Origin of the sequence: Kitasatospora humi, assembly GCF_020907985.1 — a bacterium.
GTDB lineage: Bacteria > Actinomycetota > Actinomycetes > Streptomycetales > Streptomycetaceae > Kitasatospora > Kitasatospora humi.
In genome coordinates this window covers 1-13,156 of sequence record NZ_JAJJPA010000096.1, presented here as the reverse complement: position 1 = coordinate 13,156, position 13,156 = coordinate 1, and the positions used below count along the sequence as shown (strand labels likewise).

At 74.0% G+C, this 13,156-nt stretch carries 2 protein-coding genes; both read left to right on the top strand.

Features of this window, described 5'->3' with window-relative positions:
* Positions 1 to 19: 19 nt before the first annotated feature.
* On the top strand, positions 20 to 6,910 hold the full coding sequence (locus LN042_RS35945; RefSeq protein WP_230055666.1) for a type I polyketide synthase: 6,891 nt from the start codon (positions 20 to 22) through the stop codon (positions 6,908 to 6,910).
* Between the two features lie 108 nt (positions 6,911 to 7,018).
* Positions 7,019 to 13,156 (top strand): type I polyketide synthase (locus LN042_RS35940; protein ID WP_308191925.1); only part of this gene is annotated, 6,138 nt, incomplete at its 3' end.

Sequence of the window (13,156 nt, the reverse complement as noted above, 5' to 3'; positions counted from 1 at the left end):
TGCGGTTGAGTGGAGTTCGGTGCTGCCGACCGGCACACCGGTCGAACTGCCCACCTACGCCTTCCGTCACCAGCGGTTCTGGCCGGAGGGCCTCCTGGCGATGCCGGTGGCCGGTGGGGATGGCGCGAGCACCGAGGCGGAGGCGCAGTTCTGGGCAGCCGTCGAGGGCGGCGACCTGACGCAACTCGCCGACACGCTGGCTGTGGACGGTGGCCGTCCGTTCAACGAGGTGCTGCCGGCGCTGGCGAGCTGGCGGCGCCGGGAGCTGGACCGGTCGATGACCGCCAACTGGCGCTACCGGACCGCATGGTCGGCCGTCGCCGAGCCCGACTCCCGGGTGCTGTTCGGCACTTGGGTGATGGTGGTGCCGACCGGGTCGGAGGGGCGGCAGTGTGCGGCCGCGCTGGCGGCGCGAGGTGCCGAGGTCGTCGTGGTCGAGGTTCCGGCCGGGGCCGTGGACCGGGCCGAGGTGGCGGCGTTGCTGGGCGCGGCGGCGGAGCCGTCCGCGGTCACCGGTGTGCTGTCGCTGCTGGCGCTGGACGAGACGCCGCTGCCGGAGCACCCGGTGGTGAGCGCCGGCGTGGCGGCCACCCTGGCGCTCATTCAGGCGCTGGGTGATGCCGGGATCGGTGCGCCGCTGTGGCTGGCGACGCGTGGTGCGGTGGCGGCCGGTCCGGGTGAGGCGCTGGCCCACCCGGTGCAGGCGCAGGTGTGGGGTCTGGGCCGGGTCGTCGGTCTGGAGCACCCGGACCGCTGGGGTGGTCTGGTCGACCTGCCCGAGGTGCTGGACGACCGGGCCGGTGCGCGGCTGGTGGCGGTGCTGGCCGGTTGCGGCGAGAACGAGGTCGCGATCCGGGCGGCCGGGATCCTGGGCCGCCGGCTCACGCGCGCCTCGCAGCTGCGGGGCAAGGACCGTTGGACCCCGCGTGGATCCGTGCTGATCACCGGCGGCACCGGCGCCATCGCCGGGCACGTGTCGCGGTGGCTGGCCGAGCGCGGTGCGGAACGGCTGGTGCTGACCAGCCGTTCCGGCCCGGCCGCGAAGGGCGCGTCGGCGCTGGCGGCCGAGCTGGCGACGGCCGGCTCCGCAGTCGAGGTCGTCGCCTGCGACGTGACGGACCGGTCGGCGCTGGCCGGGCTGGTGGGCTGGATCGGCGGGACCGGTCCGGCGCTGTCCTCGGTGCTGCACACGGCGGCCGTCCTGGACGACGGTGTGGTGGACCGGCTGTCGGTCGCCCGCTTGGAGACGGTGCTGGCCGCCAAGGCGGCGAGCGCGGTGTACCTGGACGAGTTGACCGCCGAGCTGGACCTGGACGCCTTCGTGCTCTTCTCGTCGATCTCCTCGACACTGGGGGCGGCGGGCCAGGGCAACTACGCGGCGGCGAACGCCTTCCTCGACGCCCTCGCCGAGAACCGTCGCAGCCGCGGCCTGGCCGCGCTCACCGTGGCGTGGGGCGCCTGGGCCGGCGGTGGCATGGCCGAGTCCAGCTCCGTCGTGCAGGCCCGGGTCAAGCGCGGCCCGATGCCGGCGATGGACCCGCAGCTCGCCGCCCGAGCCCTGGGCGAGGCGCTGGAGGGCCCGGACGCCCTGGTGACCGTGATGGACGTCGACTGGGCGCAGCTGGCGTCCGGACCGGGCGCGGCGGACCTGCCGAAGCGGCCGCTGGTCCGCGACCTGCCCGAGATCCGTCAGCTCGCCGCGGCCGGCGGGGCCACGGCTGCCGCCGTCCACGCCGAAGGTGAGCTGGCGCACCGGCTGGCCGGCCTGGCCCGCGCCGAGCAGGAGCGGGTGCTCACCGACGTGGTGCGGGCCGAGGTCGCCGTCGTGCTGGGGCATGCCTCCGCCGACGCGGTCGAGGACCGGCGTGCGTTCAAGGACCTGGGCTTCGACTCGCTGACCGCCGTCGAGCTGCGCAATCGGCTCAACGCGGCGACCGGCATCCGGCTGCCCGCCACGCTGGTGTTCGACTACCCGACGCCGGTGGCCCTCGCCGAGTTCCTGCGCGGCGAGCTGACCGGCACGGTGGCGGACGCAGCGGCTCCGGTGGCCGCGGTCGCGGGTCCGGTCGCGGACGAGCCGCTGGCGATCGTCGGCATGGCCTGCCGGTTCCCGGGCGGCGCCGGCAGCCCCGAGGAGTTCTGGCAGCTGCTGGCCTCGGGCGGGGACGCCGTGGGTGCGTTCCCGACCGACCGCGGCTGGGACTTGGAGGGCTTCTACGACCCGGATCGCGACAGCGCCGGGACCTCGTACACCCAGTCCGGCGCGTTCCTGCGCGATGCGGCGGAGTTCGACGCGGCGTTCTTCGGGATCAGCCCGCGCGAGGCGCTGGCGATGGACCCGCAGCAGCGGCAGTTGCTGGAGACCTCGTGGGAGGCGCTGGAGCGGGCCGGGATCGACCCGGCCTCCCTGCGCGGCAGCGCGACCGGTGTGTTCGCGGGCGGCTTCGCCTCGGGCTACGGGTTCGGCGTCACGCTGGCGAGCCAGGGCGATTCCGGGTCCGAGGGCCACGTGATGACCGGGAACGCGACGAGCGTGCTCTCGGGCCGGGTGTCGTACGTGCTGGGCCTGGAGGGCCCGGCGGTGACGGTGGACACGGCGTGCTCCTCGTCGCTGGTGGCGCTGCACCTGGCCGCCCAGGCCGTGCGTTCGGGCGAGTGCTCGCTGGCGCTGGCCGGTGGCGTCACCGTGATGGCGACTCCGGGGACGTTCATCGACTTCTCGCGGCAGCAGGGCCTGGCGGCGGACGGCCGGTGCCGGGCGTTCTCCGAGGACGCCGACGGCACGGGCTGGGCCGAGGGCGCGGGCATGGTCGTGGTCGAGCGGCTCTCCGACGCCCGGCGCAACGGGCACCCGGTGCTGGCCGTGCTGCGGGGCTCCGCCGTCAACCAGGACGGCGCGTCCAACGGGCTGACGGCACCCAACGGACCGTCGCAGCAGCGGGTGATCCGGGCGGCGCTGGCGAACGCTCGCCTGTCCGCCGCCGATGTGGACGTGGTCGAGGCGCACGGGACGGGCACCAAGCTGGGCGACCCGATCGAGGCGCAGGCGCTGCTCGCCACCTACGGCCAGGAGCGGCCGGAGGACCGGCCCTTGCTGCTCGGCTCGGTGAAGTCCAACATCGGGCACACCCAGGCGGCCGCCGGTGTGGCCGGTGTGATCAAGATGATCCTGGCCCTGCAGCACCAGCGGCTGCCCAAGACCCTGCACGCCGAGGTGCCGTCCTCCCACGTCGACTGGACGGCGGGTGACGTGCGGCTGCTCACCGAGCAGGTGGCCTGGCCGGCCGACGGCCGGGTGCGCCGGGCGGGTATCTCGGCGTTCGGCATGAGCGGCACCAATGCGCACGTCATCGTGGAGGAGGCGCCGGCGGTCGAGGATGTCGAGGCCGTGCAGGCTCCGGCCGTGGCGCCGGTGGTGTCGGGTGCGGGTGCGTGGGTGGTGTCGGGGCGGTCGGCCGAGGGGCTGGTGGCTCAGGCGGGCCGGTTGCGTGAATGGGTGGTGGCGCGGCCGGAGTTGGCGCCGGTGGATGTGGCGTGGTCGCTGGCGACGACGCGGTCGGCGTTCGAGCACCGGGCGGTCGTGCTCGGTGCGGAGCGTGGGGAGTTGATGGCGGGCCTGCAGAGCCTGGCTGCTGGGGTCTCCTCGGGTTCGGTGGTGTCGGGGGTGGCGCGGCCGGGTGCGCGGGTGGGTCTGGTCTTCGCGGGTCAGGGTTCGCAGTGGACCGGCATGGGCCGGGGCCTGTATGAGGGCAGTGCGGTGTTCGCGGAGACCTTCGACCGGGTGTGCGGGCTGCTGGAGTTGGAGCTCGGGGTCTCGGTGCGCGACGTGGTGCTGGGTGCCGAGGGTGTGGATGAGGCGCTGGCGGATCAGACGCTGTATGCGCAGGCGGGGTTGTTCGCCTTCGAGGTCGGTGTGGCGGCGGTGCTTCGGGCTGCGGGTGTGGTGCCGGATGCGGTGGTGGGTCATTCGGTGGGTGAGGTCGCGGCCGCGTACGTGGCCGGGGTGCTCTCCCTGGAGGACGCATCCCGCCTCGTGGCGGCGCGAGCTCGCCTGATGCAGGCGCTGCCCGCCGGCGGGGCGATGGCGGCGATCAACGCGCCGGAGGCTGAGGTTGTTTCGACGCTGGCCGAGGTGTCGGGGGTGGCGGTCGCGGCGGTCAACGGGCCGGAGTCCGTGGTGGTGTCCGGTGAGGTCGATGCTGTCGACCGGGTGGTGGAGGTGTGGCGCGAGCGGGGTCGCCGGGTGCGGCGGCTGCGGGTGTCGCACGCCTTCCACTCGTCGGCGATGGATCCGGTGCTGGGCGAACTCGAGTCGATTGCCGAGGGGTTGGTGTACCAGCGTCCGGCGATGATGTGGGCGGGTGCGTTGACCGGTGAGTTGGTGGGTGAGTGCGAGGCGGGTTACTGGCCGGCGCAGACGCGTCGGGCGGTGCGGTTCGCCGATGCCGTCGCCACCCTCGCCCGGCAGGGTGTCTCGGTCTTCATCGAGGTCGGCCCGGATGGGTCGCTGTCCTCGCTCGGCCCGGACGCCGTGGCCGGCATCGACGGTGACGAGGCCGTCTTCGTTCCGCTCCAGCGGCGCAATGACGAGGACGTGACCGGCCTGGTGAGCGGTCTGGCCCGGGCGTTCGTCAACGGCGCGGCGGTGGACTGGAGTTCGGTGCTGCCGACCGGCACGCCGGTCGAACTGCCCACCTACGCCTTCCGCCACCAGCGGTTCTGGCCGGAGGGCACCCTGACGCTGCCGATGGCGGCTCCCGTCGTTGGCGGGGACGGCACGAGCACGGCCGCCGAGGCCCAGTTCTGGGCGGCCGTCGAGGACGGCGACCTGGCGCGGATCGCCGACACGCTGGCCATCGAGGACCAGCGGCAGCTGAGCGAGGTGCTGCCGGCGCTGGCGTCCTGGCGGCGCCGCGAGCAGGACCGGTCGATGACCGCCAACTGGCGCTACCGAGGCGGTTGGGCGGCCATCGCCGAGCCTGACGCCCGCGTGCTGCGCGGTACTTGGCTGGTCGTCGCACCGACCGGCTCGGCCGGCGAGATGACACGGCGGTGTGCGGCCGCGTTGGCCGCGCGCGGGGCCGAGGTCGTCGAGGTCGAGGTTCCGGCCGGGGCCGTGGAGCGGGCCGAGGTGGCCGCGCTGCTGGGCGCGGCGGTGGAGCCTGCCGCTGTGTCGGGTGTGCTGTCGCTGCTGGCACTGGACGGGACGCCGCTGCCGGAGCACCCGGCGGTGACCGGTGGACTGGCCGCCACCTTGGCGCTCATTCAGGCGCTGGGTGATGTCGGGATCGGTGCGCCGCTGTGGCTGGCGACGCGTGGTGCGGTGGCGGCCGGTCCGGGTGAGGCGCTGGTCAACCCGGCGCAGGCGCAGGTGTGGGGTCTGGGCCGGGTCGTCGGTCTGGAGCAGCCGGACCGCTGGGGTGGTCTGGTCGACCTCCCCGAGACCGTCGACGACCGGGCCGGTGCGCGGCTGGTGGCGGTGCTGGCCGGTTGCGGTGAGCACGAGGTCGCGATCCGGGCGGCCGGGATCCTGGGCCGCCGGCTCACGCGCGCCTCGCAGCCTCGCGGCCAGGCCCACTGGGCGCCGCGCGGGTCCGTGCTGATCACCGGTGGCACGGGTGCGATCGCCGGGCACGTGTCGCGGTGGCTGGCCGGTCGTGGTGCGGAGCGGCTGGTGCTGACCGGCCGGTCCGGTCCGGCGGCTGCCGGCATTGCCGCGACGGCCGCAGAGTTGGCCGCGCAGGGCACGCGGGTGGACGTCGTGTCGTGTGATGTGACGGAGCGTCCGGCGTTGGCCGGGCTGGTGGGCTGGATCGGCGAGTCCGGTCCGGCGCTGTCCTCGGTGATGCACACGGCCGCCGTCCTGGACGACGGCGTGGTGGACCGGCTGTCGGTGGCCCGTCTGGAGACGGTGCTGGCCGCCAAGGCGGCGAGCGCGGTGCACTTGGACGAGCTGACCGCCGAGCTGGACCTGGACGCGTTCGTGCTGTTCTCCTCGGCCGCGTCCACGCTCGGCGCCGCCGGTCAGGGCAACTACGCGGCGGCCAACGCCTTCCTCGACGCCCTCGCCGAGAACCGCCGCAGCCGCGGCCTGGCCGCGCTCACGGTCGCCTGGGGTGCCTGGGCCGGCGGTGGCATGGCCGAGTCCAGCAAGGTGGTCCGGGCCAGGGTCAAGCGGGCCCCGATGCCGGCGATGGACCCGCAGCTCGCCGTGCGGGCGCTGGGCGAGTCGCTGGACGGTCCGGACGCCGTCGTCACGGTGATGGACGTCAACTGGGCCGAGCTGGTGGCCTCGCCCGGCCCGGTGGACCCGCGGGAGATGCCGCTGGTACGGGACCTTCCGGAGATCCGTCAGCTGGCCGCCGCGAGCGCCAGCGGGAGCGGCCCGGTGCGCGAAGAGGGCGGACTGGCCCGGCAGTTGGCCGGGCTGAGCCGGGCCGAGCAGGAGCGGGTGCTCACCGACGCGGTGCGGGCCGAGGTCGCGGTCGTGCTGGGGCACGCCTCCGCCGACGCGATCGAGGACCGGCGAGCGTTCAAGGACCTGGGCTTCGACTCGCTGACCTCGGTCGAACTGCGCAACCGGCTCAACGGTGTGACGGGACTGCGGCTGCCGGCCACGCTGGTGTTCGACTACCCCACCCCGAACGCCCTTGCCACCTGGCTGCGAACCGAGATTGTCTCGGAGGAAGCGGAATCGGTGCCGATCCTCGCCGAGCTCGACCGGCTCGAGGCCGCTCTCCGCACCGGGGCGATGGACGACCCGGTGCGGGAAGAGGCCACCGACCGGCTGCGTCGGCTGCTGGACGCCATCGGCGACCAGGCCGCCGGCAAGAGCAAGGAGCGGCGCGAGGCGGAACTCGAGGGCGCCACCGACGACGAGCTGTTCGCTCTCGTCGACGAACTCGAGTGACGCCTGTCCAGCCCTGAGGGGCTCTGCTCGAACCGGGCTGTCCCGCACGTTCCGTGCGGGACAGCCCGTCCCTGACTCTGCCCGAAAAACCATTGCTGGGAGATGACCGTGTCCGACGAGGACAAGCTTCGTAGTTACCTAAAGCGGGCCATCGCAGACGCCCAGGACGCCCGCGCCCGACTGCGCGAGGTGCAGGAGCAGGCGGCGGAGCCGGTGGCGATCGTCGGCATGGCGTGCCGCTTCCCGGGCGGTGCGGACAGCCCGGAGGCGTTCTGGGAGCTGCTGGCCTCGGGCGGTGACGCGGTGGGCGGGTTCCCGACCGACCGCGGCTGGGACTTGGACGACGTCTACGACCCGGACGGCGAGCGCGAGGGCACCTCGTACGTGGCGCAGGGGGCGTTCCTGCGGGACGCGACCCGGTTCGATGCCGACTTCTTCGGGATCAGCCCGCGTGAGGCGCTGGCGATGGACCCGCAGCAGCGGCTGCTGCTGGAGACCTCCTGGGAGGCGCTGGAGCGGGCGGGGATCGACCCGGCGTCCCTGCGGGAGACGGCAACCGGGGTGTTCGCGGGCGGCTTCGCGTCCAACTACGGGATCGGTGTGTCCTGGTCCGCTGAAGCCGGGTCCGGTGTCGAGAGCCACCTGATGACCGGGAACGCGACGAGCGTGCTCTCTGGCCGGGTGTCGTACGTGCTGGGCCTGGAGGGCCCGGCGGTGACGGTGGACACGGCGTGCTCCTCGTCGCTGGTGGCGCTGCACCTGGCCGCCCAGGCGCTGCGCTCCGGTGAGTGCTCGCTGACGCTGGCCGGTGGCGTCACGGTGCTGGTGTCGCCGGGGACCTTCGTGGAGTTCTCGCGGCAGCAGGGGCTGTCGGCGGACGGCCGGTGCCGCGCCTTCTCGGAGGAGGCCGACGGCACCGGTTGGGCCGAGGGCGTGGGCATGCTCGTGGTGGAGCGCCTGTCGGACGCGCAGCGGAACGGGCACCCGGTGCTGGCGGTGCTGCGCGGTTCGGCGGTGAACCAGGACGGTGCGTCCAACGGGCTGACGGCGCCCAACGGTCCGTCGCAGCAGCGGGTGATCCGGGCGGCGCTGGCGAACGCGCGCCTGTCGGCCGCCGATGTGGACGTGGTGGAGGCCCATGGGACGGGCACGACGCTGGGCGACCCGATCGAGGCGCAGGCGCTGCTCGCCACCTACGGCCAGGACCGGCCGGAGGGAAGGCCGTTGTGGCTGGGCTCGGTGAAGTCCAACATCGGGCACACCCAGGCGGCCGCCGGTGTGGCCGGTGTGATCAAGATGATTCTGGCGCTGCAGCACGAGCAGTTGCCGCAGACGCTGCATGCCGAGGTGCCGTCCTCGCACGTCGACTGGTCCGCAGGTGAGGTGGAGCTGCTGGCGGAGGCGGTGCCGTGGCCGGCCAGCGAGCGTCCTCGCCGGGCCGGCGTTTCCTCGTTCGGGATCAGCGGCACCAATGCGCACGTCATCGTGGAGGAGGCGCCGGCGGTCGAGGATGTCGAGGCCGTGCGGGCTCCGGCCGTGGCGCCGGTGGTGTCGGGTGCGGGTGCGTGGGTGGTGTCGGGGCGGTCGGCTGAGGGGTTGGTGGCTCAGGCGGGTCGGTTGCGTGAATGGGTGGTGGCGCGGCCGGAGTTGGCGCCGGTGGATGTGGCGTGGTCGCTGGCCACGACGCGGTCGGTGTTCGAGCACCGGGCGGTGGTGGTGGGCACCGAGCGTGCCGAACTGGTCGGTGGTGTGGAGAGTCTGGCCGCTGGTGTGTCGGCGGCTTCGGTGGTGTCGGGGGTGGCGCGGCCGGGTGCGCGGGTGGGGCTGGTCTTCGCGGGTCAGGGTTCGCAGTGGACCGGTATGGGTCGGGGCCTGTATGAGGGCAGTGCGGTGTTCGCGGAGATTTTCGACCGGGTGTGCGGGCTGTTGGAGTTGGAGCTCGGGGTCTCGGTGCGGGATGTGGTGCTGGGTGCCGAGGGTGTGGATGAGGCGCTGGCGGATCAGACGCTGTATGCGCAGGCGGGGTTGTTCGCCTTCGAGGTCGGTGTGGCGGCGGTGCTTCGGGCTGCGGGTGTGGTGCCGGATGCGGTGGTGGGTCATTCGGTGGGTGAGGTCGCGGCCGCTCATGTGGCGGGGGTGTTGTCGTTGCCGGATGCGTGTCGTTTGGTGGCGGCGCGAGCGCGGTTGATGCAGGCGTTGCCCGCTGGTGGGGCGATGGCGGCGATCAATGCGCCGGAGGCGGAGGTTGTTTCGACGCTGGCCGAGGTGTCGGGGGTGGCGGTCGCGGCGGTCAATGGGCCGGAGTCCGTGGTGGTGTCCGGTGAGGTCGACGCCGTGGACCGGGTGGTGGAGGTGTGGCGTGAGCGGGGTCGCCGGGTGCGGCGGCTGCGGGTGTCGCATGCCTTCCACTCGTCGGCGATGGATCCGGTGCTGGGCGAACTCGAGTCGGTGGCTGAGGGGTTGGTGTACCAGCGTCCGGCGATGATGTGGGCGGGTGCGTTGACCGGTGAGTTGGTGGGTGAGTGCGAGGCGGGTTACTGGCCGGCGCAGACGCGTCGGGCGGTGCGGTTCGCCGATGCCGTCGCCACCCTCGCGGCGCAGGGTGTGTCGGTGTTCGTCGAGGTCGGCCCGGATGGGTCGCTGTCCTCGCTCGGCCCGGACGCCGTGGCCGGTGTCGATGGCGAGGAGCCCGTCTTCGTCCCGCTCCAGCGGCGCAATGACGAAGGCGTCGCCAGTGTGGTGACGGGCTTGGCCCGCGCGTTCGTCAACGGCGTTCCGGTGGACTGGAGTTCGGTGCTGCCTGCTGGCACACCGGTTGAGCTGCCGACCTACGCCTTCCGGCAGCAGAGGTTCTGGCCGGAGGGCGTGGTGTCCCTGATGCCGCCGGCGGCGGTTGCCGGCGGGGACGGTACGAGTACGGCGGCCGAGGCGGAGTTCTGGGCAGCCGTGGAGAACGGGGACCTGGCGCGGATCGCCGACGCGCTGGCCATCGAGGACCAGCGGCAGCTGAGCGAGGTGCTGCCGGCGCTGGCGAGCTGGCGGCGCCGCGAGCAGGACCGGCTGGTGACCACGGACTGGCGCTACCGGGTGAACTGGACGCGAGTCGCCGACCCTGACGCGCGGGTGCTGTCCGGCACCTGGCTGGTTGCGGTCGCGGCCGGATCGGCCGAGGGCGAGACGGCGCAGCAGTGTGTGGCCGCCTTGGCCGGTCGGGGGGCCGAGGTCGTCGTGGTCGAGGTTCCGGCCGGGGCCGTGGACCGGGCCGAGGTGGCGGCGTTTCTGGGCGCGGCGGCGGAGTCGTCCGCGGTCACCGGTGTGCTGTCGCTGTTGGCGCTGGACGAGACGCCGCTGCCGGAACACCCGGTGGTGACCGCCGGCGTGGCGGCCACCCTGATGCTGGTGCAGGCGCTGGGGGATGCCGGGATCGGTGCGCCGCTGTGGCTGGCGACGCGTGGTGCGGTGGCGGCCGGTCCGGGTGAGGCGCTGGCCACCCCGGTGCAGGCGCAGGTGTGGGGTCTGGGCCGGGTCGTCGGCTTGGAGCACCCGGACCGCTGGGGTGGTCTGGTCGACTTGCCCGAGGTGCTGGACGACCGGGCCGGTGCGCGGCTGGTGGCGGTGCTGGCCGGTTGCGGTGAGCACGAGGTCGCGATCCGGGCGGCCGGGATCCTGGGCCGCCGGCTCACGCGCGCTTCGCAGCTGCGGGGCAAGGACCGTTGGACCCCGTGTGGGTCCGTGCTGATCACTGGTGGCACCGGCGCCATCGCCGGGCATGTCTCGCACTGGCTGGCCGAGCGCGGTGCGGAACGGCTGGTGCTGGCCGGCCGGTCCGGTCCGGCGGCCGCCGGCATCGCCGCGACGGCCGCCGAACTGGCCGCCCAGGGCGCCGGCGTGGACGTCGTGGCGTGCGACGTCAGCGACCGGTCGGCGCTGGCCGGGCTGGTGGGCTGGATCGGCGAGTCCGGTCCGGCGCTGTCCTCGGTGCTGCACACGGCGGCCGTCCTGGACGACGGCGTGATCGACCGCCTCACCCCGGCGCGGCTGTCGTCCGTGCTCCGGGTGAAGGCCGAAGGCGCCGCCCTGCTCGACGAGTTGACCGCTGACCTGGATCTGGACGCGTTCGTGCTGTTCTCCTCGGCCGCGTCCACGCTCGGCGCCGCCGGTCAGGGCAACTACGCGGCGGCGAACGCCTTCCTCGACGCCCTCGCCGAGAACCGCCGCAGCCGCGGGCTGCCCGGGCTGGCGGTGGCGTGGGGCGCATGGGGCGGTGGCGGGTTCGCGGAGTCCAGCGAGGCGGCGCGGGCGCGGGTCAAGCGCGGCCCGATGCCGGCGATGGACCCGAGGCTCGCCGCCCGGGCCCTGGGCTGGGCGCTGGACGGCCCGGACGCCGTGGTGACGGTGATGGACGTCGACTGGGCCCAACTGGCCTCCGCGTCCGGAGCCGTGGACCTGCGGGAGGCGCCGCTCTTCCGCGACCTGCCGGAGGTCCGCCGGCTGACCGCCCCGGGCGCCGGGGCCGGTTCCGCCACCCGACCGGAGGGTGAACTGGCGCACCGGCTGGCCGGGTTGGTCAAGGCTGAGCAGGAGCGGGTGCTGACGGACGTCGTGCGGGCCGAAGTGGCCGTGGTGCTGGGACACGCCTCGGCCGATGCCGTCGAGGACCGGCGGTCGTTCAAGGACCTGGGCTTCGACTCGCTGACCGCCGTCGAGCTGCGCAACCGCCTCAATGCCGTCACCGGTGTCCGGCTGCCCGCCACGTTGGTGTTCGACTACCCGACCCCGCTGCTGCTGGCCGGATTCCTGCGCGGTGAACTGACCGGCGAGGCGACCGGGGCGGGCGCGGTGGTCGCCGTGGCGGCTGCTGCGGACGAGCCGTTGGCGATCGTCGGCATGGCCTGCCGGTTCCCGGGCGGCGCGGGCAGCCCCGAGGAGTTCTGGCAGCTGCTGGCCTCGGGCGGCGACGCGGTGGGCGGGTTCCCGACCGACCGGGGCTGGGACCTTGAGGGCGTGTACGACCCGGACCCCGAGAGCGTCGGAACCTCCTACACCCAGGAGGGCGGATTCGTCGCGGACGCCGGCGGCTTCGACGCCGGGTTCTTCGGGATCAGTCCGCGTGAGGCGCTGGCGATGGATCCGCAGCAGCGGCTGCTGCTGGAGACGTCCTGGGAGGCGCTGGAGCGGGCCGGGATCGACCCGGCGGCGCTGCACGGCAGCGCGACCGGCGTCTTCGCCGGTGGCTACGCGTCCGGCTACGGCTTCACCCTGGCGGGCGAGGGCGGGGCCGGTGTCGAGGGCCATCTGCTGACCGGGAACGCGACGAGCGTGCTGTCCGGCCGGGTGTCGTACGTGTTGGGCCTGGAGGGCCCGGCGGTGACGGTCGACACGGCGTGCTCCTCGTCGCTGGTCGCGCTGCACCTGGCCGCCCAGGCCTTGCGCTCGGGCGAGTGCTCGCTCGCCCTGGCCGGTGGTGCGACGGTGATGGCCACGCCCGGCATGTTCATCGACTTCTCGCGGCAGCAGGGGCTGTCGGCGGACGGCCGGTGCCGCGCCTTCTCGGAGGAGGCCGACGGCACGGGCTGGGCCGAGGGTGTGGGCATGCTCGTGGTGGAGCGGCTGTCGGACGCGCAGCGGAACGGGCACCCGGTGCTGGCGGTGCTGCGGGGCTCCGCCGTCAACCAGGACGGCGCGTCCAACGGCCTGACCGCCCCGAATGGTCCCTCGCAGCAGCGGGTGATCCGGGCGGCGCTGGCGAACGCGCGCCTGTCCGCCGCCGATGTGGACGTGGTGGAGGCCCATGGGACGGGCACGACGCTGGGCGACCCGATCGAGGCGCAGGCGCTGCTCGCCACCTACGGCCAGGACCGGCCGGAGGGACGGCCGTTGTGGCTGGGCTCGGTGAAGTCCAACATCGGGCACACCCAGGCGGCCGCCGGTGTGGCCGGTGTGATCAAGATGATTCTGGCCTTGCAGCACGAGCAGTTGCCGCAGACGCTGCATGCCGAGGTGCCGTCCTCGCACGTCGACTGGTCCGCCGGTGAGGTGGAGCTGCTGACGGAGGCGGTGCCGTGGCCCGCGGGCGAGCGTCCGCGCCGGGCCGGCGTGTCCTCGTTCGGGATGAGCGGCACCAATGCGCACATCATCGTGGAGGAGGCGCCGGCGGCAGTCGAGGCTGAGGCCCCGGCCGTGGTGCCGGTGGTGTCGGGTGCGGGTGCGTGGTTGGTGTCGGGTCGGTCGGCTGAGGGGCTGACC